This window comes from Streptomyces antioxidans, from assembly GCF_000968685.2.
In the GTDB taxonomy this organism is placed as follows: Bacteria; Actinomycetota; Actinomycetes; order Streptomycetales; family Streptomycetaceae; genus Streptomyces; species Streptomyces antioxidans.
Genome location: NZ_LAKD02000032.1, coordinates 105725 through 127446 on the forward strand (window position 1 = coordinate 105725; position 21722 = coordinate 127446).

16 protein-coding genes and 1 pseudogene are annotated in these 21722 nt (G+C 72.4%); 5 read left to right on the forward strand and 12 right to left on the reverse strand.

What is annotated here, in order from left to right; all coding sequences use genetic code 11:
• Window positions 1-66 precede the first annotated feature (66 nt).
• Together VT50_RS13680 and VT50_RS13685 are read left to right on the forward strand one after the other, a co-directional pair.
• Entirely contained in the window at window positions 67-270 is a 204-nt protein-coding gene (locus tag VT50_RS13680) for an MbtH family protein (protein ID WP_046086618.1), read from the forward strand.
• Between the two features lie 158 nt (window positions 271-428).
• Window positions 429-1292 carry an SAM-dependent methyltransferase gene (locus VT50_RS13685; protein ID WP_046086619.1) on the forward strand — a complete coding sequence of 288 codons (864 nt, stop codon included), beginning with the start codon at window positions 429-431 and terminating at the stop codon, window positions 1290-1292.
• Window positions 1293-1314: 22 nt separating this feature from the next.
• On the opposite strand, the gene VT50_RS13690 is transcribed toward VT50_RS13685, so the two are convergent.
• Entirely contained in the window at window positions 1315-1530 is a 216-nt protein-coding gene (locus tag VT50_RS13690) for a ferredoxin (protein ID WP_046086620.1), read from the reverse strand.
• Window positions 1531-1535: 5 nt separating this feature from the next.
• Window positions 1536-2726, reverse strand: a complete 1191-nt coding sequence (locus VT50_RS13695) for a cytochrome P450 (RefSeq protein ID WP_046086621.1) — start codon at window positions 2724-2726, stop codon at window positions 1536-1538.
• Between the two features lie 131 nt (window positions 2727-2857).
• Here VT50_RS13695 and VT50_RS13700 point away from each other — a divergent pair, with 131 nt between their 5' ends.
• On the forward strand, window positions 2858-3451 hold the full coding sequence (locus VT50_RS13700; protein ID WP_046086622.1) for a TetR/AcrR family transcriptional regulator: 594 nt from the start codon (window positions 2858-2860) through the stop codon (window positions 3449-3451).
• A gap of 42 nt (window positions 3452-3493) precedes the next feature.
• Here the strand turns inward: VT50_RS13700 and VT50_RS40980 are convergent, their stop codons facing one another.
• The 4 genes and pseudogenes from VT50_RS40980 to VT50_RS13720 form a co-directional block, all read right to left on the reverse strand.
• The gene (locus tag VT50_RS40980; RefSeq protein ID WP_046086623.1) at window positions 3494-6199 is read right to left on the reverse strand and encodes an SMI1/KNR4 family protein; all 2706 of its coding nucleotides are present in this window, start codon (window positions 6197-6199) and stop codon (window positions 3494-3496) included.
• Window positions 6200-6425: 226 nt separating this feature from the next.
• Entirely contained in the window at window positions 6426-6899 is a 474-nt protein-coding gene (locus VT50_RS13710) for an SRPBCC family protein (RefSeq protein ID WP_046086654.1), read from the reverse strand.
• A gap of 98 nt (window positions 6900-6997) precedes the next feature.
• Entirely contained in the window at window positions 6998-9340 is a 2343-nt protein-coding gene (locus VT50_RS13715) for a HelD family protein (RefSeq protein WP_046086624.1), read from the reverse strand.
• Window positions 9341-9477: 137 nt separating this feature from the next.
• A pseudogene (locus tag VT50_RS13720) lies at window positions 9478-10357 on the reverse strand (NAD(P)-dependent alcohol dehydrogenase).
• A gap of 37 nt (window positions 10358-10394) precedes the next feature.
• On the opposite strand from VT50_RS13720, the gene VT50_RS13725 reads away from it, so the two are divergent.
• Window positions 10395-10718 (forward strand): helix-turn-helix domain-containing protein, encoded by a 324-nt coding sequence (locus VT50_RS13725; protein WP_046086626.1) that lies wholly within the window; start codon window positions 10395-10397, stop codon window positions 10716-10718.
• A gap of 1 nt (window position 10719) precedes the next feature.
• Here the strand turns inward: VT50_RS13725 and VT50_RS13730 are convergent, their stop codons facing one another.
• The 3 genes from VT50_RS13730 to VT50_RS13740 all read right to left on the reverse strand — a co-directional run bounded on the left by VT50_RS13730 (window position 10720) and on the right by VT50_RS13740 (window position 13956).
• A complete protein-coding gene (locus VT50_RS13730) occupies window positions 10720-11241 on the reverse strand; it encodes a CAP domain-containing protein (protein ID WP_046086627.1) in 522 nt (173 codons plus the stop codon).
• Between the two features lie 350 nt (window positions 11242-11591).
• Window positions 11592-13283 (reverse strand): phospholipid carrier-dependent glycosyltransferase, encoded by a 1692-nt coding sequence (locus VT50_RS13735; RefSeq protein WP_046086628.1) that lies wholly within the window; start codon window positions 13281-13283, stop codon window positions 11592-11594.
• Between the two features lie 109 nt (window positions 13284-13392).
• Window positions 13393-13956 (reverse strand): TetR/AcrR family transcriptional regulator, encoded by a 564-nt coding sequence (locus tag VT50_RS13740; protein ID WP_046086629.1) that lies wholly within the window; start codon window positions 13954-13956, stop codon window positions 13393-13395.
• A gap of 161 nt (window positions 13957-14117) precedes the next feature.
• Here VT50_RS13740 and VT50_RS13745 point away from each other — a divergent pair, with 161 nt between their 5' ends.
• On the forward strand, window positions 14118-15683 hold the full coding sequence (locus VT50_RS13745) for an MDR family MFS transporter (RefSeq protein ID WP_046086630.1): 1566 nt from the start codon (window positions 14118-14120) through the stop codon (window positions 15681-15683).
• Between the two features lie 47 nt (window positions 15684-15730).
• Here the strand turns inward: VT50_RS13745 and VT50_RS13750 are convergent, their stop codons facing one another.
• The 3 genes from VT50_RS13750 to VT50_RS13760 are packed head-to-tail and all read right to left on the reverse strand — an operon-like array spanning window position 15731 to window position 21688.
• The gene (locus tag VT50_RS13750; protein ID WP_046086631.1) at window positions 15731-18601 is read right to left on the reverse strand and encodes an NHLP bacteriocin export ABC transporter permease/ATPase subunit; all 2871 of its coding nucleotides are present in this window, start codon (window positions 18599-18601) and stop codon (window positions 15731-15733) included.
• A gap of 1 nt (window position 18602) precedes the next feature.
• Complete coding sequence (locus tag VT50_RS13755; RefSeq protein ID WP_075200369.1) at window positions 18603-20885, reverse strand: NHLP family bacteriocin export ABC transporter peptidase/permease/ATPase subunit; 2283 nt, start codon at window positions 20883-20885, stop codon at window positions 18603-18605.
• Entirely contained in the window at window positions 20882-21688 is an 807-nt protein-coding gene (locus VT50_RS13760) for an HlyD family efflux transporter periplasmic adaptor subunit (RefSeq protein ID WP_046086632.1), read from the reverse strand. The genes VT50_RS13755 and VT50_RS13760 overlap by 4 nt, the downstream gene beginning before the upstream one ends.
• Window positions 21689-21722 lie beyond the last annotated feature (34 nt).

A 21722-nucleotide genomic window follows, 5' to 3' on the forward strand; every position in this document is an offset into this window, starting at 1 on the left:
CTGACCGACTCAACCGACCTGACCGACCTGACCGACCTGACCGATCATCGACAGGAGAGACCGACCATGGACGACAACGCCCGCTACCAGGTGCTGCGCAACGACGAGGACCAGTACTCGCTGTGGCCCGCGGACCTTGAGGTGCCCGAGGGCTGGCGCCCCGTCGGCAAGGAGGGCACCAAGGACGAGTGCTCCGCGTACGTCGACGAGGTGTGGACCGATATGCGGCCGCGCAGCCTGCGCGAACGCATGGACAACGTGGCGTCCTGACCGGGGCCTCATGACGCGGTGCGGCCGGTGGGTACCGGCACCGGTCGCACCGGGCCCCTCAACTTCCCCGTGCGGTCACGCGGTTACCATCCTGAAGGACAGGTGCACAGTCGGCCGCGGCGTGAGGGATCGCGCCCGGATACGGAGGAGAACACCACGTGACCGCGCAAGGGGTAGCATCCCAGACCGGAAGCGGGCCGGAGCCCCCCAACACCCCCCTCAACCAGGGGCGACCGCACAGCGCCCGAATGTACGACTACTTCCTGGGCGGCAAGGACAACTACGTCGCCGACCGTGAGGCCGCGGCCAAGGTGCTCACCCTCTGGCCGGGTGTCATGATCGCCGCCAGGACCAACCGGGCCTGGATGCACCGGGCGATCCAGTTCCTCGCCGCCGAGCGTGGCATCCGCCAGTTCCTCGACATCGGCACCGGCATTCCCACCCGGCCGAATCTGCACGAGGTCGCCCAGGGGATCGCCCCGGAGTCCCGGGTCGTCTACGTGGACAACGACCCCATCGTCCTCGCCCATGCCCAGACCCTGCTCAAGAGCCACCCCGAGGGCCGCACCGCCTATGTGCACGGGGACATCACCGAGCCCGAGACCATCCTCGCCTCACCCGACCTCACCGAGGTGCTGGACCTGTCCCGGCCGGTCGCGCTGAGCCTGGTATCGCTCCTGCACTTCGTCCCCGACGACTGGGGCCCGTACGACCTCGTCCAGCGGCTGGTGGACGCGCTCGCCCCCGGCTCCTTCCTGGTGCTGAGCCACATCACCCCGGACTTCGACCCCGAGGCCACCCAGAAGACGGTGCAGGTCTACCACAGCCGCGGAATCCCGGGGCAGATCCGCACCAGGGACGAGGTGGAGCGCTTCTTCACCGGTCTGGAGCTGGTCGAGCCGGGCCTGGAGGTGCCGCACCGCTGGCGGACCGATCTGGCCGAAAGCGACTCCCATGTGGAGACCGGCGATGTGACCGACGAAGAGGTCTCCTTCTGGGCGGGCGTCGCGCGGAAGTCCTGACCCGGAGCCTCCCGGACGGGGTTCAGGGACGCGGTCCGACGGTCGTGGTGCCGTCGCGGATGGTGATCGCCAGCGCGGGACAGGAGTCCGCCGCGTCCAGCACCCGCTCCTCCTCCGGGACCTCCTCGTGCCGCGGCCGGGCGTGCTCCTCGTCGAGGGCGAACAGGTCGGGGGCGATCCCGGCGCACATCCCGGACGCCATGCACCGGCCGCCGTCGACCTCCGCCTTCCAGGTCATCAGGCTCACCACCCGATGGGCATGGCACGGGGCCCGCGGACCAGCATCTGGCCCTTCCACTCCACGTCCCCGGCCAGCCGCAGCTCCGGGAAGCGCTCGATCAGCGCGCCAAGCGCCTCCTGCAGCTCCAGCCGGGCCAGGGGCGCGCCCAGGCAGTGGTGCACACCGTGGCCGAAGCCGAGGTGCTGGGTGGCGGGGCGGGCGACGTTCAGGGTGCCCGGCGCGTCGAAACGCAGCGCGTCGCGGTTGGCCGAGCCGACGGCGACGAGCACGGGCTCCCCGGCACGCACCAGGGTGCCGCCCACCTCGATGTCCTCGGTGGCGTAGCGGGGGAAGGACGCGGCCATGCCCAGCGGGACGAACCGCAGCAGCTCCTCGACGGCGCCGTGCAGCAGTGCGGGCTCCTCGCGCAGTCGGCGCAGTTCGTCCGGGTGATCCAGCAGCGTCAGCACGAAGTTGGGGATCTGGGTGGCCGTGGTCTCGTGCCCGGCCACCAGGATGCCCACGCACAGATCGACGAGTTCGAGCTCGGACAGCCGGTCGCCCGCGTCCCTCGCCTCGATCAGCGAGGTCATGATGTCGTCCCGCGGGCTGCCGCGGTGCTCCTCGATCAGTCCGGCCATATAGGCGCGCAGCTCATCGGTGTTCCGGCTGAGCTCATCGGCGCTCAGGGAGCTGGTGGACAGCGCGGCGTCACTCCAGGCGCGGAACTTGGGCCGGTCCTCCTCCGGGACACCGAGCATGGCGCAGATGACCCCGACCGGAATGGGCAGCGCGTAGCGGTCCACGAGATCGGCCGGGGGCCCCGCGGCCTCGAGGTCGTCGAGCAGGTCATGGGTCAACTGCCGTACCCACGGGCGCAGTTTCTCCACCTGGTGGACGGTGAAGGCCTTGGCGACGAGGGTGCGCAGCCGGGTGTGGTCGGGCGGGTCCATGGTCAGGATGCCGCCGTCGCGGCGACCCTCGGACTGCCGTGGCTCGTCGTGGTGGAGCGCCGCGGCCCGGCTGAACCGCCGGTCCCCGAGCACCAGCCGGGCGTCGGCGTACCGCGTGGCCAGCCAGGCGGGCTCGCCGTAGGGCAGGCGCACCCGAAGTAATCCGGTGTGCTCCCTGGCCTGGTCGTACGCCTCGCTGAGCGCGAGCCCTTCGGCGGAGTTGAAGGGATAGGTGAGGGGCGTCGTCTCCGCTGTGGTCACCGTGACCTCCCTTGCGTAAGCACGTGCTTACAAACGTAGGAGGAGGCGGCTGATACGGTCAACGGCCCCTTTGCGCCGTTGATCTGACGGGCCGGAGGGAATCGCCGGAGGCAGACGAGAGGGGTGTCGTGATGGGGACGACCGTGTCCGAGGGGCAGCGCCGGGACGCGCGGAACACCCGGCGGCGACTGCTGGAGGCCGCGGCGGCGCTATTCGCCGAGCGGGGCTATGAACGGGCGACGGTCCGGGACATCGCGGATCGCGCGGGGGTCAACCAGGCGCTGTTGTTCCGCTACTTCGGCTCGAAGAGAGCGCTGTTCGGCGAGGTGATCGCGCACAACGGGGCGGAGCAGCTGCGCATCACCGCGCCCCATGAGCTGCTGGACGCCGCCCTGCGCGGACTGCTGGGCCACGGTGGCAAGGATCCGGGCAGCCGTGCGCTGGCCACGCTGCTGCGCTCGGTGGACAGCGGCGATGAGATCGGTACGGCGGTGCGCGCCATCAGCGACGACTACGCGCGGGTGCTGGCGTCCCTGTCCAGTGCCGACAACCACGGGCTGCGGGCGGATCTGGCGCTGTCCTGGCTGCTCGGCATAGGGATGATGCGGGTGCTGGTGGGCAAACAGCCGCTGGCGGACGCGGACCCGGACGAGGTGTGCGCGCTGGTCACGGCCGCGCTCGGCACCCTGCTCGACGGCCTTCCAGCGGCGGACGGCGGCCAGTAGCGGGTCGGGCCGAGGGAGGGTCGGGCCGTGCGGAGCCGGGCGCTACTCGCGGAACTCCCCGCGGGGCGTGGTGACCACGCGCCGGGCCCGGGCCGGGGTGACCACCTCGCGGAGGGCCGGATCGGTGAGCAGCACGACCGGGGCGATGCGGTGCGGGGAGTCGCAGTGCCAGTGCGGCAGGGCGGCCTCGATCACGGCCCAGGACTGATCGGTGGCGCCGCGGTCGGCCAGCGCCCTGGCCAGGTCCAGGGCCTGCTGGAAGGTGCGGGATTCGGGCAGGGCGGGCGGGACGAAGGCGGTGGCCCTGGCCATCCAGGCGGCGGTGTCGCCGCCCTCGGCGGCGGCACCGGCCGCGCCCGCGACACCGTCCAGGCCCACGCTCAGGCCGACGCCCACGACACCGTCCACACCCTCGGGGAGCCGCGGCAGGAGGTCGCCGAGGGCCGAGAGATAGCCGCCGGGGGCGCCGGTCCACTCCTCGGCCGCGCAGCGCAGATAGAGCGGGGCGGCCTCGGCCCGTAACTGCTCCGTGCCGATCGCATCGAGGACGCGCGGATCCCCGAGGATGCCGGTGCGTATCCAGTGGTGGGCGGCGCTGATGTCGAGGAACGCCCCCAGGATGACGCCCAGGTACGCACCGGCGCCCGAGCCCCTGACCGCGGCCCGCTCGAAGGTGGCCATCGCCTTGCGCACCTCGCCCCGCAGGGCCTGCGCCCTGCCCTCGGCCACCAGGTCCTCGGCGGTCCCGGGGCGCCCCGTGCGCACCTCATGGACCGCCTGGTCCTCGAAGCCGGTGCGCTCCTCGGCCACCAGCTCGGCGAACGAGGCGTGCCGGTCCCCCAGGGCCGGGTACCAGCTCGCCCAGATGTAGGCGGCCCACTCCCCGTCCTCGGACACATCGGCGGGGTCCAGCAGCCAGTGCTGGGCGTCGCCCTCCTCGGAGACCAGCAGCGCACGGTCCATGAACGCGGTGTCGTCCCAGTCCTCGCCCTCGCCGCCCCGGATGACGCTCCAGGTCTCGGGGTCGGCCTCGCGCAGCCAGCCGACGGTCTTGGCCGTGCGCAGCCGCCACATGAAGGGGCTGATGTTCAGCCAGCCGTCAGAGGCACCCAGGAAGGTGCGGTAGCTCGGCGGGAGCCGGGTGCCGAGCCGCTTCTCCAGGGCGAGGACGCTCTCCTCGTCGGCGCCCTCGAACCCGAGCCATCCGGCCGCCCGCTGCTCGTCGTTGACCTCGCTCAGCTCCTCCTCGTCGGCCACCCGCAGGATGGTCGCGCTGTACTCCGCCAGATAGGTCCGCCACTGCTCGACGGTCCTGGGCGGCGCCGTCGCGGACCCCGGCTCCGGGGCGGCCGACACCGATGTGCCGCGGTATCCGGTGGGTGTCTCGCCCGCCCGCTGGTAGTGGCCGATGAAGCCCTTCGGCTGGGGGGCGGAGGTGAAGAGGCGCACCTGGGAGAGCTGGACCTGGCCCTCCCCCGCGTTCCTGGTGATCTCCAGGCGGTAGTGGCGGTGGGCCGTGGTGGCGGCGAAGGTGAACCCCCGGGGCTGATGGCGGTGGGCGAAACTCTCCTCGACGCGGGAGTCCAGGTCCACCCAGTGTTCCCCGCCGTTCGAGCCCTTGAGGGTCCAGTCCTTCGGGTCGCGGCCCGGGACGTCGTTGGCCGAGGTCAGAACGTAGTGGCCGACGGAAACCGGCCGCCGCATGGTGAACTCCAGCCAGGCGCGGTCGCCATGGCCCAGCCACTTGCGCCAGGAGTCGTGCAGCAGGTTCTCCGCGACCTCGCCCACCTCGGCGAACTCGCTGTGCGCCCGCACCTTGGTGACCAGATCGGTCACCTCGGCCTCCGGACCGGGCTCGGCGGCCAGCAGCGACACCGTGCCCGAGTGTCCCGACGGGTCGCCCCAGATGACCCGCTCCACGGGCGGCCCCCCGTCCTCGATCAGCAGGCGCAGCTCCTGGCGGGGGCCCGGGCTGCCGTACCCATGGCCCTCCACCGTGTGGAAGCGGTGCATCACCTCTTCCAGCGCGCTGTCCCGCAGCGGTGAGCGGCCCTCCAGCACCCCCCGGTACTCGGCGAGCGTGCCGTCGGCGGCCCTGCGGTGTCCGTAGAACTCCGTCATCGCCGGGGGGAAGCCGACCGACGCCTCCGCGCCGTCCTGCCCGCGCCAGGCGAGCCGGACCGGCAACGTGCCCTCGCCCCGGTCGAGGTGGACCAGCAGCCGTGGCGCGGGCCGCCACTCGGCGGAGCCGGGGGTGCGCCGCTCGGTGCGGTAGGCGCACACCGTCGCCTCGGCGGGCCGCTCCTCCGCCATGAGGTGCATACGGGCGCAGATGCGCGAGGGCTCGACGGTGATCCGGTACAGCCAGAGCAGCCCACGGGCCTCGGCGCGGCCCCGGACGCACAGCGTGTTCCGGCCCGCCACCAGCGCCTCGCCGGGGACCGCGAAGGCCACCTCCCGTGGGCGGGCACCACCGGGCACGGTGAACTGCGAAATCACCACATGCCCGTTGACGGTGATGTCGATGGGCGCCCATCCTAAGGACTCCCCCAGTGGCGAGACCCGTGCGATCAGGGTCAGCGTCAGCTGCTCCGGCAGTTCGCCGCCGTCCAGCGAGAAGTCGAGCTCCACCCGTCCGCCCGCGCCGATCGCGAGACGGTCCCGATCGGGATGGCACCGTACGTACCGTGCCGCGCCATTGCCGAATCGCGGCGGATCAATGGTGAAATCCGCGAAAGTCGCTCGCACGCTGCGCTCCTGATGGGGCCGTCTGGTCCATTGACGTGTCGTCGGGGCAGGGGTGCGGATGGCCTCACGACACCCGGATGGAGCCGATGCTAGGGCGGCCGACCGGCACCGTCCGTGATCCGCGACGATCACTAGGGGGATGCGGGTCGGCCCCCGCGCCTCCCGCGCAGCACGGCCCCGAGGACGGCGGGCCGCATCGGCGCGCAGGGCGCGGCGACCATCGACATCACCCGGCCGCACCCGGCTCGGCCCGTCTTGGGACGGCGTCATCCTTGAGCAGGGCGTCGACCACTCGGCCGAAGAGCAGGCGGCCGGACCAGGCCGTCGGCGGGTCGAACAGCCGGGGCAGCCCCCGCAGTCGCGCCTCCTCGCGCCAGACCACCTCGGATCCGCCGCCCCGGGGGCGCACCTCGATCTCGGCCCATCCGAGGACCACCGAGCCGCGCTTCTCCAGCCTGCAGCCGCCGGGGGTGTCCCCGGTGGGCGGGTCCCAGCGCACGACCTCCATGGGGTCGTCGAATCCGGCGCGGCCGACGCCCGTGCGCACCACGACCACGGTGCCCACCCGGGTCGGCCCCGCCGGGCGCACGGTGACACCGCTCAGCGGCACATGGGCGCCGTGGCGCGGCCAGTCGGTGAGCCGTCGCCAGGTCTCGCCGATGGGCAGGGGCGAGCGCCGCTCGATGCGGAAGTGGGCCACAGCGGGATCGTAGGCCCGTCCGCTCACCCCCGCCACCAGCGGCGCGGCACCTGCCTCACCGACCGGGAACGCCCGTAACCGGCGGGGAGCGCCGGCGGCTACACCGAGGACGCCCGGGCGGAGTTCCGCGACAGCGCCGTCCCCGCGGAGCCGTCGGCCACCTGGTGACCGGCCGCGTCGGGCAGAGCGGCCGCGTGGCCCGGGTCAGCCGTGTCGGCCAGGTCGCGCAGGCCCTTCGGGAGCGGCCCGGTGTGCACCACGCCCAGCCGCTGGGTGGCCCGGGTGAGCGCCACGTAGAGGTCGCTGGTGCCGAACTCCGCGGGCTCGGCCACGATCACCGTGTCGAACTCAAGCCCCTTGGCCTGCCGGGGGTCGAGCAGCACCACCGCGCTGGTCAGGTCGGGGGACCTGCCGGTGGACGCCTGTGGGAGGGCGGCTGACAGCGCGCCATGGCGGTCCTTCGGGGCGATCACCGCGAGACGGCCCTCGGTGCGGGTCTCCCGCGCCACGGCCGCGGCCACCGCGCCGGGCAGCTCGCCGGTGTGCTCCGCCCAGGGCCGCACCCCGGTGGCGCGGACCGAGCGCGGCGGCTGGAAGGCGGGGTCGACGGTACGGGCCACTCGCGCCGCGACGTCCATGATCTCGCTCGGCGTACGGTAGTTGACGCCGAGCCGGGTGTGCTCCCAGCGGTCGCCGACGTACGGCTCCAGGATCGAGGACCAGGAGCCGCAGCCGCCCGGCTCCGCGGTCTGCGCGGGGTCGCCGACCAGGGTCATCGAACGGGTCGGGCTGCGCCGCATCAGCAGCCGCCACGCCATCGCGGACAGCTCCTGGGCCTCGTCCACGATGATGTGGCCGAAGGCCCAGGTGCGGTCGGCGGCGGCGCGTTCTGCGGCGCTGCGGTGGTCGCGCTCCTCGGCGCGGTCGGCCAGCCGCTCGGCGTCGATGAGGTCGTGGGCGGCCAGCACCTCCGACTCCTCGTCCTCGCGGTCCTCGAACTCCTGGGTGCGGGAGCCGTAGGAGAGGTCGAGGACACCCTGGGCGTACTCGATGCGCTCCTGGCGCTCGGCCTCCGCGGCGGCGCGGGCCGCCGCGTCGTCGTGGCCGAGGAGTTCGGCCGCCTCGTCCAGCAACGGCACATCGGCGGGGGTCCATTCGCCGCCGCTGCGGCGGATCGCGGCGGCGTCGGCGTCGGAGAGGTGGACGGGGTCGCCGAGGTAGTCGGCCACGAGCTGCTGCGGGGTGAGCACCGGCCACAGCTCCGCGATGGCCGCGTGCACCTCGGGGTTGACCGCGATCGCCTTGCCGAGCTGGGCGACGTCGTCCGCGCCGAGGAGGTTGGGCCCGCCGAAGGGGTCCGCGCCGATCCGGTCCACGAGCTGGTCGGTGAGGGAGTCGATGACCCGGAAGGCGAAGTGCGGACGGGCGAGGTTGTGCGGCAGCCCGGTCTCCCGGGCCTTGTGGCCCGCCTCGGACGCGATGTCCCGGTCCAGCACCAGATCGCCGTCGTCGTGCTCGATGACGATCGCGGGGTCGGGCAGCGTCTGCCGGTCCCGTACGAAGCGGGCCAGGGCGTCCGCCATCTCCGCGCGCCCCTTGACCTCGGCGGCCTCGGGGGTGTCGGTGCCGGTGGCCGTCACACCGGGGAAGAGCTCGCCGAGCGTGGCCAGCAGCACACCGGTCTCGCCGAGCGAGGGCAGCACCTCGCCGATGTAGCCGAGGAACGCCGGGTTGGGCCCGACGATCAGCACCGCGCGGCGGGCCAGCGACTCCCGGTGCGCGTAGAGCAGATACGCGGCGCGGTGCAGCGCCACGACGGTCTTGCCGGTGCCGGGACCGCCCTCCACGACGTGGACGCCGTGGTGAGGGGCGCGGATGATCTGGTCCTGTTCGGCCTGGATGGTCTGCACGATGTCATGCATCCGGCCGGTGCGGGCGGCGTCGAGCGCGGCCAGCAGCACGCCGTCCGCGTCGGAGCCCTCATACCCGGTCCGTATGGTGTCCGAGAGGTCAAGGATCTCATCGTGCACCCCGGTGACCTTGGCACCCTCGGTGGTGATGTGGCGCCTGCGGCGCAGCCCCATGGGGGTGTGCCCGGTGGCGAGGTAGAACGGACGGGCCACATCGGCCCGCCAGTCGATGACCAGCGGGGTGCGGTCCGCGTCATCACGCCGGATGCCGATGCGGCCGATGTGGTAGTCGCGGCCGTCGCGGAACAGCAGCCGCCCGAAGCACAGCCCACGCTCCCCCGCCTCGAACGCGGCGAGCAGCCCGGACCGCTCGGCCACCAGCACATCGCGCTCCAGCCGCGCCTGGAAGGTGGTGCCCCCCAGGGACAGGGCCTCGGTCACCGATTCCTCGGCCCGTGCCCTGAGCTCGGCGAGGCGACCGTTGAGCAGATCGAGGAATTCTTGCTCACGGCCCCATTCCTCATTTGACAATTCGACTCCCGCCGGGATACGGTGACTTCATCAGGTTTCCTTGTGCCCCAAATGGAATGGCATACGGAAATCCCCAATATACGCAGAGAAACGCCCCGGCCGTCAAGGCGGCCGGGGCGTTTCTCTGTTTTATGGCCTCATCTCACCTGGATGACGTGTTTGCCGCGAACACCACCGACACCCAAGGCGCGATGGGCCTCCGCGATGCCGAAGAGCGGATGAACGGTGTCGACGACCGGCCGGATCGCCCCGTTCTCCACCTACGCGGCGAGGTCCACGAAGAGCCGGTGCAGGGGTTTCCCGTGGAGAACCGCACCCGCCGGGTGCCGTGCACGGTGGAGAGGAGCATGGCGCCGAGCGAATGCAGCGGGCGGTCGGCGTCGAAGGCGATGGCCACCATCCGCCCACCGGGCGCCAGCATCCCGCGATAGGCGCCGAGCTCGGTGCCCACCGTGTCCAGCACGGCGTCGAACGGCCCGAGGGCGGCCGGGCCGGTGGTCCGGTGGTCACGCGCCTCATCCGCGCCGAGCTCCCGGACGAGGTCGAGCGCCTTCGCCCCGGCGAGCGGGGCGACATGGGCGCCGAGCGCGTGTCCGAGCTGGACGGCGACACTGCCGACGCCACCGGCCCCGCCACGCACCAGCAGCCGCTCGCCACTCATCAGGCCGGTCTTGTCGCGCAGCGCCGTGATGGCCGTGGCGCCGACCGCGGGCAGCGCCGCGGCCCGGACCAGATCGACGCCCTCGGGGCGAAGGAGAGCTGACGGGGCCGGACGGCCACGTACTCGGCGGCCGCCCCGAACGTCAGGTGCGGCATCGCGCCCCACACCCGGTCGCCCACCCGGAGATGGCGCACGGAGGAACCCACCTCGGCGAGCTCCCCGGCGATGTCGACGCCGGTGCCCTTCGGGAACCTCCTCCCGGTCACCAGCTTCAGCCTGCCCGCCCGGCCCGAGAGCTCGCCGCCGTTCACACTCGTGGCATGCACGCGCACCAGCACCTCACCCGGACCGGCCACCGGCTAAAGATCGGACCGGCCACCGGCCAAAGAGGGGTTGCGGTCCGATGCGGCGTCCAACCACCGGCGTGTCCTCGAGGCGGCCCGGACGCTGTTCGTCTCGCGTGGGCTCGATGTGCCGATGGCCACCATCGCCCGTCGTGCCGGGGTGGGGGTGGCCACGCTCTACCGGCGCTTCCCCACCAGGGAGGCGCTGGTCACCGAGGTGTTCTCGGACGAGTTCGCCGTCTGTGCGACGGTCGTCGCCAAGGCCGCGGGGCGGCTGCGGTCCTTCGAGGCGGGGCGGGCCGAACCGGCCCGCCCCCTCCCGCCACCCGCCCCGCTGGGGCCGGGCCGGTCGCCCCGGACATCCGGGGGATGAGCTATCGGGCGGTGCCGAAGTCCTGCGTCCAGTAGTTGCCGGGCTGTGCCACGCCGACGCCGATCTCCTTGAAGTCACAGTTCAGGATGTTGGCCTTATGGCCGGAGCTGTTCATCCAGCCCTCCATGACGCTCTTGGGCGAGTCATAGCCGTAGGCCACGTTCTCGCCGTAGCTGCTCCAGGAGTAGCCCGCGCGCTCGATCCGGTCGCCCGGGGAGGAGCCGTCGGAGCCGGTGTGCGACATATTGCGGTGGGCCGCCATGTCCTCGCTGTGGTCCTGGGCGGCCTTGGTCAGCTTCTTGTCCACAGTCAGCGGCTCACAACCGGCCTTGTCGCGCTCGCTGTTGACGAGGTCCACCACTTCCTGCTGGTCGGTGGCGGCCGCGGAGGCGGTGGAGGGGGAGCCGGTGGATGCGGCGGACTGTGACGCCATCGCGGCCGAGGGAACGCCCACGGCGGCCACGGCGAGCGCGGTGATGGCTATCTTGCGGCGGGGCGTCGTGCTGCTGCGGTGCTTGCTCATGCGGGACCTCACACTCGGTTGAGGCCCGTCATTCTTGGAGCCGCCCGCCACACGAGCAACACATGTGTTCGTACGACACGAGTGCGTAGTGAGGGCGGAACTTGCGCTCAGCGACGAGTCATGCTGAAGGGGTTCCGGGGAAGGCCACGGCGGCCCGACGCGCCATCAGGAAATCGCGGCGAACAGGCGGGTGGGTGGCGGTCCGGACGCGCCGGAGTCGCAGCGATGGGGAAACCACCATGTCCGACAGTGCAGACAAAGGCCACTATGCCGCCTCGTCGATATGCACCGCTACGACCCTTTTACTCTGGCGCTCGATGTGAGAGATGTCATGACATGACAGTGGGCGGTCAACGGCGGTAGATGGTGATCGAGTGGCCGACCTCGTCGATCGGACGGCTGCCGTCGATCAGCGCCGCCAGCCGTCCGGTGGCCCGGGCGGCCGAGGAGTCCGAGACCACCAGCAGTCCGCGCACCCGCTCCGGGGCGGCCCGGCGCGGGTCGGACGCATGGACGCCGTAGGCGGACGGCACACCGCTGCCCTTGTAGACGAGCCAGATCCGCTCGCCCCGGTAGCGCTCCCGCAGACGGTCGGCCAGCCGCCCCAGGTCCTGCCCCCAGTCCACGTTCGAGTCATGCAGCCGCAGATGGGTCCGGGACGGGCCGCCGAACGCCTCATTGGAGTACGGCAGGTAGTAGGGATACGTCCGCAGCGAACTGACCGCGACGAACAGCACGAGACCCAGCGCGGCCCCGTACGCCCAGCGCCGCCGTACGGCCGTCAGCCCGGCCGCCGCCACCGCCAGGAACATCGGCAGGAAGACCGCGTACCTGACACCGAGGTTGCGGGCCCCGTCCAGGGCGGCGAGCAGCAGTACGGCGGCGGGGAGGAGCACATACGGCGCGGCGGGCCGCAGCCGGGGCACCACCAGCGTCGTGACCGCCCCCGCCGACCAGAGCGCCAGCATGCCCAGGGGCGTCTTCACCAGCAGTGCGACGGGCAGGTAGTACCACAGCGACCCGACGTAGCGGCGGCCGAGCAGAAAGCCACGCCAGGTGTCCTGCTCGAAGCCGAACTGGATGCGCATCCCGTCGCGGTACGCCTCCGGGAGCGGCAGCCCGTGGACGGCGAGCCCGCGCAGCCCGTGGACGGCGGGCACGGGCCCGGTGGGCGTCCAGCGCAGCCGGGGGTCGACCAGGGCGTACGCGAACCACACCACGGCCACCGCGATCAGCGCCATGGCCACCGCCGCCGCCACTCCGACGGCGAGCGACCGCGCAGGGTCGCGCGGTGCGCGGTGGTGGGCGCGGCGGGCGTACCAGACCGAGCACACGGCCAGGAGCAGCAGCACCGGGACCGCGGCCAGCGTGCTCATCTTCGTGGCGAGGGCGGCGCCCAGCGCCACTCCCGCGAGTGGCAGGTGCCATCGTGGCCGCCGCCGCGCCCGCCACAGCAGCCAGGCCGACGTCAGCAGGAAACCCGCCGCCGGTACGTCGAGCGTGGCGAGCGAGCCGTGTGCGATGACGTCCGGCGAGAAGGCGTACAGGGCCAGCGCCACCGCCCCGCCGACGGGGCCGGTCAACTCGCGGGCGAACGCGAACACCACCAGCCCGAACAGCAGCGTCAGCGCGATCATCGGAAGCCGTGCGCACAGCATCAGCCGCCAGGGGGCGTTGCCCGCCTCGTACAGCACATGCCGTCCGAGCGCCGTCTGGTCACCGGTGAAACCGGCGTCGAGGTGCGGCCGGGCGAACGCCACCCCCGCCGCGACGATGAGCTTGCCCAGCGGGGGGTGTTCGGGGTTGTAGCGCACCCGGTGGTGGTGCAGGGAGTCCACCGCAGCGCCGACGTACACGGGCTCGTCGATGGTCGGCGTCTGCTCCACCGCCGTGGTGACCATCGCGACGGCCATCTGGACGAGGAGCGCCACGACGGCGGCCACCACCAGCCACCGCCGATGCCGCTCGGGCACCGCCGGCCACCGGCGCTTCGGCCCGCCGACGGCCGTGGTCGCACTGTCGATCACACCGGCCCACCGCATAGCGACAGACGCTAACGCCCCCGTGCCCCCGCGTCGGGCATCCGCCGGAAACTCGCGCCAAGTCCGCAGAAGAGTCCGGACGTTGCGGCGGGCATCGGGTGGCCGGCCGCTAACCGGCCGCGGGCCAGCCGTGTTCGAGGAGGGCGAAGGCGGCCTCGATGGCCTGCCGGGCGTCGGCCCGGCCCCGGGCGAAGCCGACGGTCTCCAGCGCGAAGTGGGCGAGCGCCGCACACCCGGGGTCGTCCTCGGGGGCTCCGGTGGCCTCGGCGATGGCGGCGGCGAGCGCGGTTTCGTGCCGCATCCACATGCGACGGCCGTACTCCCGCAGCGCCGGGGTGCTCTCCGTCAGCTCGATGAACCGCGCCATCCCGGGGTCGCCCGCGCCATCGGAGTGCACCCGCAGCGTGTGTTCGCGCAGGGCACGGGGGACGGACACCCCCTCGGGCCGGTCGCGCACGACGGCTATGAGGGCGGCCTCCCGGTCGGAGTCCTGGTCGAAGAGCAGGGCCTCCTTGCTGGGGAAGTGCTTGAAGACCGTGGTGGTGGAGACGTCGGCGGCCTCCGCGATGTCCCGCACGCTCACCCGGTCGAAGCCGCGGTCGAGGAACAGCCTCAGGGCCGCGTCCGCCAGTGCCCGGCGGGTGGCGGCCTTCTTGCGCTCACGGCGCCCCATCGTCTCGCTCACGGGGACCACCCTACCCGTAGGTGGACCGAATAGAAAAGTTGAGTCGTTGCACTTTTTTAGTCAGTGTGCTCTTCTGTTCGGGCCCCGCCCCTTCGGTTCCCCTCTCCCGTAACCCCGTGCCGAGCGCGCAGAGAAGGAAGTGATCAGCCATGTCCGTATCCGACACACCGCCGTCCAGCAGTCCCGCCCCGCCGGAGACCACCCCGAGAGGCGTCCGTCTGGCCCTGCTCGGTGTGTTGCTCGCGATGCTGCTGTCGATGCTCGACTCCACGATCGTCGGCACCGCGATGCCGACGATCGTCGGAGACCTCGGCGGCCTGGAGCACATCTCCTGGGTGGTGACCGCCTACACCCTGGCCACCGCCGCCTCCACCCCCGTCTGGGGCAAGTTCGGCGACCTGTACGGCCGCAAGCACATGTATCTGATCGCCGTCGTCGTCTTCGTACTCGGCTCGGCGCTGTCCGGCGCGGCCCATACGATGACCCAGCTGATCGTCTTCCGGGCGCTGCAGGGGCTGGGCGCGGGCGGGATCGGCGCCGGTGCCTTCGCCCTGATCGCCTCGCTGGTGCCGCCCCGGGAGCGGGGCCGCTACCAGGGCATGACCGCCTCCATCATGGCCATCGGCACCATCGGCGGCCCACTGCTCGGCGGCTTCATCACCGGCCACTTCGGCTGGCGCTGGGCCTTCTTCATCAATCTGCCGCTCGGCATCCTCACCCTGGTCTGGTGTCAGCTGATGCTGCGGCTGCCCGCCACCCGCGCCAAGGCCCGTATCGACTGGCCGGGGATCGCCGTGATGACGACGACCGTCTGCGCCCTCACGCTCGCCGCCACCTGGGCCGGTTCCACCTATGCATGGGCCTCATGGCGGATCCTCGGCCTGTTCGCCGTGGCCGTGGTGGGCGTGGCCGCCTTCGTGGCCCGGCAGCGGCGCGCGGTCGAACCCCTCATGCCGTCGCGCATCTTCACCGGGCACCGCAACTTCTCCCTGGCGTCCTCGCTGATCCTGGTGGGCGGGGTGGTGATGTTCGGCTGCTCGCTGTATCTGCCGCTGTATCAGCAGACCGTCCAGGGCGTCTCCGCCTCCCGCTCCGGTCTGCTGCTGCTCCCCCTGATGATCCCCGTCGTGATCATGTCCCAGATCGGTGGCAAGGTCATGTCCGCCACCGGGCGGTACCGGATCTTCCCCATCGTGGGCACCGTCTGCATGGCCGTCGGCCTGTTCCTGCTGGCCACCATGGACACCACGACCTCCCGCGCGGCCACCGGATGCTTCATGGCGCTGGTGGGCACCGGCATGGGCTGTCAGATGCAGATGGTCACCACGATCGCGCAGAACAGTGTGGAGATGCGCGACATGGGGGCCGCCTCCGCGTCGGTCACCCTCTTCCGCACCATCGGGGGCTCCCTGGGCGTGGCGGTCTTCGGGTCGCTCTTCACCGCTGCGGTACGGGGCCACGCGCCCGCCGGGGCGGAGACGGGCGGGGCCCGACCGGATCCGGCGGCGCTGGCCCGACTGCCGGAGCCCGTCAGGGACGGCTATCTCCACGCGGTGGCCACCGGCACCCAGCGGATCTTCCTGACCGCGGCCGTCGTGTGTGCCGTGGCCTTCGTCGCCGCCCTGTGCGTCCAGGAGGTCCCGCTGCGGGGCAGGCCGGGCCCGGCGGCCCAGCCGCACAGGCCCGAGGAGGCCGCCGCCCCCGCCGCCCCGTAGCGCCTCGGACGCTCCGCCGCCCCGTGGCCCCGGTGGGCCCCGCCTCGCTAGAGCGTCTGGCGCCGCACCAGCTCGTGCAGCTTGCCGCCCGCGATGGCCATCAGCTCGGCCGGGGCACCCTGCTCCACGATCCGGCCGTCCTCCATGACCAGGACGCGGTCGGCGTCCATGACGGTCGACAGCCGGTGGGCGATCACCAGCCGGCTGGCGTTGAGCCGCCGGGTGCTGTCGATGACGATGCGCTGGGTCTCGTTGTCCAGGGCACTGGTGGCCTCGTCGAAGAAGAGGACGCGCGGACGGCGGATCAGCGCCTGGGCGATCATCAGCCGCTGCCGCTGGCCGCCGGAGATGGCGCCACTGCCGGAGATCATGGTCTGCAGCCCCATGGGCATCTGCCGGATGTCCTCGGCCAGACCCGCCAGTTCGGCGGCCTCCATGGCCTCCTCGGGGGTGTACGGCTCGGCGCCGCGGATGCAGTCGAGGATCGTACCGCCCAGGGGCTGGGCGTTCTGGAGTACCACCCCGCACTGGCGGCGCACGGCCGCCTGGTCGAGTGCGGCGAGGTCCTGGCCGTCGTAGAGCACACTGCCGGACACCGGCCGTTCGAAGCCGATGAGCAACCGCAGCAGGGTCGACTTGCCGCAGCCACTGGGACCCACGACGGCCACGAACTCGCCCGGCCGGATCTCCAGCGAGACGTCGTCGAGCACCAGCGGCCCGTCGTCGCCGTAGCGGAAGGTGAGGTTTCTGGCCCGGAGGTCGCCGGAGAGCCGCCCCGGCTGGGCACTGCCGCCGCGCACCTCGGGTGGCTCGTCCAGGATCGGCTTGACCTGCTCGAACATGGGCAGGACCGCCACCGCGGAGACCAGGGAGTTGGTGAGCTGGGTGAGGGAGGTGAGCAGCATGGTCACCGAGGTGTTGAAGGTCAGGAAGGCGCCCGCCGACATGCTCCCCCGCGCCGGACCGGCCAGCAGCATGAACACCGCGAGGGAGACCAGCGGAAGGTAGACGGAGTCCAGCACCTGGGTGAGGTTCTTGATGCGCCCGGTGCGCTGGTGCAGATCGCGGGAGTGGGCGAAGCCACGGGCCCAGGCCGCGTAGGCGAAGTTCTCGGCCGCGGCGACCCGCAGCTTGGGCAGCCCGCGCAGGGTCTGGAACGCCTGGTTGTTGAGCTTGTTCTCGCTCTCCACCAGCCGTCGCTGCCAGCGCACCTGCCACAGCCCCATGCCGAGGAAGACCCCGGAGACCACCAGCAGTACGGCGATCACCGCGAGCGCCAGGGAGGCGCTGTAGTACAGCAGCAGGGCGAGGTTCATCACGCCCACGGTCCCGGCCTGGAGGACCGTCGGGGCGATCCCGGACATCACCCGGCGCATGGTGCTGATGCCCAGGGCCGCGCTGGCCAGCTCTCCGGTGGAGCGCTGGGCGAAGAAGGTGGTGGGCAGCCGCAGCAGCCGGTCCCACACCGCGGGCTGGAGGGTGGACTCCAGCCGCCCCTCCAGGCGCAGCAGGGTCAGGTTCTGCAGCAGCATGAAGGCGGCCGCCACGACACCGGCCACGATCAGGGCCAGGGAGATCTGGACGATGGGGCTCTTCTCGGCACGGGGTACGTAGCCGCCCAGCACCTGGCCGGTGGCGAGCGGCACCAGCGCGCCGAGCGCCACCGTCACCAGCCCGCTGATCAGGAGGTTGCGGACGTCCCCCGCGGCGCCGCGCACGCTGAAGCGCATCAGCCGCCACACCGTCATCGGCCGGTCGGGCAGCGGACGGTAGAACATCACTCCCCGCGGCTCGAACTCCTCCGCGTTGCCGCCGCCCACCCGGATCCGCAGGCCGGAGGCGGGGTTGACCGCCTCGTACCGGCCGCGCCGCCACAGCAGCGCCACCGGGGCCCCGGACTTGGCGCGGTAGCCCACCAGCGGTCCGGTGTCCTCCCGCCACCACTGGCCCTCGAGGCGGACGGCGCGGGTGCGGATCCGGGCGTGGGCGGCGATGCGCTCCACCGGGTCCGTACGGTCGTCGATGGCGCGGCCCCTCGGCGGGTCGGGCAGGGTGATCCCGGCGGCCTCCGCCACGGCGCGGCACACCCCGTGCACGGCGTCGTCGGTGCTCTCCTCCGACGGCCGCCGGTCCCGCCGGGGCCCTCCGATGGAGGCGATCAGCGCCTGGTCGGCGCGGGTGCGCACGGCCTCTCCGGCCCGGATACCGGCCGCCGTACGGTCGGCGTGGGCCCGCTCCATGGTCTCGATCCAGCGGTCCACGGCGGTGCCGAGGCGGTACTGCTGGTTGACCATCCGCTGCCACAGCGCACCGTCGATCAGCAGGTCACCGGCGGCCTGGGCGCTGTACTCGGCGCCGTAGCGCACACTGCCGGGCGGCACCGGGAGCCAGAGCAGGTCCTCGTCGGCCGCCTCCGCCTCGGACGCGGCCCCGCCGTCCAGCGGGGCCTGGAAGAGGACGCCGAGGCTGCGGCTGACCCCGAGCGCCACCGCGTGTTCCAGCGGGGTGGGCGGGGTGTCCTGGAATCCGCCGCCGTACGTGGCGTACGGATCGCCGGACTGGCCGGTGCCGTACGCGTCGTGGGCCTCCGGGCGGTACAGCTCGCGCAGCGGGATGCGGCGCACCAGACAGTCCTGCGAGGGCCGGCCCAGCAGGGTGTGGCGCGGCCCCTCGACCGGGCCGGGGAGCGCCGCGCCCGTCTCCAGGCGGCCGAGGAAGTGCCACTGCCCCTCCTCGGCGGCGTCCACCGCGAAGAGGTCCAGGGCGCCGCCGACGACGAGCCAGAGCACCTGCGGGCCCTCCAGCGGGAGGCTGCGCAGCCCGGCGCAGTCGACGGGCGTGCCGAGGGCGCCCAGCGCCTGGACCACCGCGTCGCCGCCGTCCGCGGCCACCGCCGCGGCCGGGTGAACGGACGCCATGTCAGTGCTCCTTCATCAGCTCGGCGTACGGGCCCCCGGCGGCGGCGAGGTCCTCGTGCCGGCCGCGTTCGACCACCGTGCCGCGGTTCAGGACGAGGATCTCGTCGCTGTCCCGTACGGTGCTGAGCCGGTGGGCGATCACCACACACGCACAGCCGCGGCGGCGCAGGTTGTCCATGACGAGCTGCTCGGTCCGGGCGTCCAGGGCGCTGGTGACCTCGTCCAGCACCAGCACACTGGGGCGGCGCACCAGGGCGCGGGCGATCTCAAGACGCTGCCGCTGGCCGCCGGAGAAGTTGCGGCCGTCCTGCTCCACCCGGCAGTGGATCCCCTCCGGGCGCCGTGCGATCACATCGTCGTAGAGCGCGGCGTCCCGCAGGGCCTCTACCACCGCCTCGTCCGGGATCGAGGGGTCCCACAGCGCCACGTTGTCCCGCACGGTCCCCTCGAACAGGAAGATCTCCTGGTCGACGAAGGAGACGGAGGCGGCCAGGGCGCCGCGGGGGATGTCCTCCAGGCGCTGTCCGTCGATCCGGATCACCCCCTCCCAGGGGGTGTAGAGGCCGGAGACGAGCCGGGAGACGGTGGACTTGCCGCTGCCGGAGGCGCCGACCAGCGCCACCTGCCGGCCGGGGCCGACGAACAGCGAGAAGTCGCGCAGCAGCGGCTCGTCCAGCGGGTTGTAGCCGAAGGTGATGTTCTCCAGGGTCACCTGCCCGGTGAGACGGCGGGTGTCCTCGCGCGGTTCGTCGCGGGTGTAGAGGGAGTCCACCGGGAAGTTCTCCACGTCCTTGAGCCGGGCCACGTCGGCGGAGAAGTCCTGGATGCGCCCGGCCACTCCGTTGAGCCGGGTGATGGGCGCGGTGAAGCGGGTCACCAGCGCCTGGAAGGCCACCAGCAGACCGATGGAGATGTGGCCGTCGACGGCCCGCAGCCCGCCGATCCAGAGGATGAGGGCGCTGTTGAGCGTGGCGAGGGTGGGGGCGACCACGGCCAGTACGGAGCTCGGCACCCCCAGGCGCTGCTGCTCCTCCAGGGTGATGGCGTGCTGACCGGCCCAGCGGCGGAAGTAGCCCGCCTCGCCACCGGTGGCCTTCACCGTCTCGATGAGCTGGAGACCGGTGTACGAGGTGGTGGTCAGCCGCGCGGTGTCGGCCCGCAGCTTCTGCGTCCTGGTGGCCCGCAGCCGCACCACCACCCGTATCGCCACCACGTTGAGCAGCGCCAACCCGATGCCGACGCCGGTGAGTTGGGGATCGTAGGTCCACAGCAGCACGGCGTAGAGCACCACTACGACCCCGTCGACGGCCGCCGCGGCCAGATCGCGGGCCAGCGTCTCGGCCACGGTGTCGTTGGAGCGCAGCCGCTGGACCAGGTCGGCCGGGCTGCGCTGGGCGAAGAAGGTGACGGGCAGCCGCAGCAGATGGCGCAGGAAGCGTGCGCTGCTGAGGGTGGAGGAGATGATGCGCCCGCGCAGCAGGTTGGCCTGTTGGACACCGGTCAGCAGGGCGGTGAGGACCACCGCCACGGCCATGGACGCGAACAGCGGCCGCAGTGTCGAGTCCTGGCCGGCGATCAGGAAGGTGTCGATGTAGGTGCGGCTGAGCGCCGGGACCGCGGCCCCCACCGCCACCAGCAACAGGCTGGCGAGCAGTGACGCGAGCAGGGTGCCGGTGGTGCCGCGCATCCGCGGGGGCAGGGCGCCCAGCACCCCGGGGCGGCGCCCGCCCCGGCGGAAGGACTCCTCGGGTTCGAAGACCAGGACCACACCGGTGAAGCTGGTGTCGAACTCCTCGATGGGCACGAAGCGGCGCCCCTTGTCGGGGTCGTTGATGTGGACGCCGCGCTTGCCGAACCGGCGCCCCATGCCGTCGTAGACGACGTAGTGGTTGAACTCCCAGAACAGGATGGCCGGGGCCTGGACCTCCACCAGGGCCTCGGGCTCCATCTGCATGCCCTTGGCGCGCAGACCGTAGCTCCGGGCGGCCTTGAGCAGATTGCTGGCGCGCGAGCCGTCCCGGGAGACACCGCAGGCGATCCGCAGCTCCTCCAGCGGCACATGGCGTCCGAAGTGTCCGAGCACCATGGCCAGCGACGCCGCACCGCACTCCAGGGCCTCCATCTGGAGCACGGTGGGGGTGCGTACGGTACGGCGCCCTGGCTTCCGCGGCCCGGCTCCGCCACGCGGGGCGCGCCGCCGTCCGCGGGCCGGCTGGGGGCGCCGCGCCCCGCTGCTTCCGGCGGGTGCGGGCCGGGGCGGTCCGGCCTCGTTGGTCGCGGTCACGGGAGCAGCCAATCGATGGGGTGCTGGGCGTCCAGGTGGACGGTGCCGCCGGTCAGGGTCATGGAGCCGAGGGCGAACGGCGGTCCTTCGGGGGATGACCAGCGGTAGCCGGAGCGGGTGCCGCGCTCGCGCTCGAGACGCACCTGGACGGCGACCGGCGGGCCGTGTTTGGAGAACTCCTCGCCCAGTTGCTCACTGCCGAGGTAGGAGCCGATCTGCTGACTGGACTGGGCGGTACGGCCGACGGCCCGCACCTCACCGCGGAGCACCCCGTAGGTCTGCGTGGGCGCGGACTGCACACTGAGGTCGACCGAGGCGCCCACCCGTACCGACGCCGCCCGGTCCGCGGGCACGTACAGGGTGGCGACCAGGGGGTCGTCGGAGTGGCTGACCCGCTCCACGGAGGCCACGTTCGCGCCGGTGTTCAGCACGGCGCCGATCGACGCGGAGAGGGTGGTGAGGCGGCCGGCGGCGAGGGTGCGCACGACGGTGGTGCCACGGGTGGTGCGGACCTTCAGCAGCGGCGCGCCCGCCGGGAGGGTGCTGCCCTCCCGCGCGAGGACGGAGGTCACCTGGCCCGCGATCGGGCTCTGCAGCACATAGCTGCCCTGGCCGTGGGTGAGGATCCCGGTGGCGTCGAGGGTGTTGGACACGGTGCCCGTGACGGCCCATACGGCGGCCCCGGCCATGACCACCACCGTGACCGCCAGCGCCAGCCACCCCTGGGGACGGGCGTAGCGCACCGGCAGGTCGATGTCCTCTGCCGACTGTGCCTTGGAGAGGGCCTGCTGGCGGAACTGCACGAGAGTCTTTCCCCAACCGCGAAGGGAGTGTTCG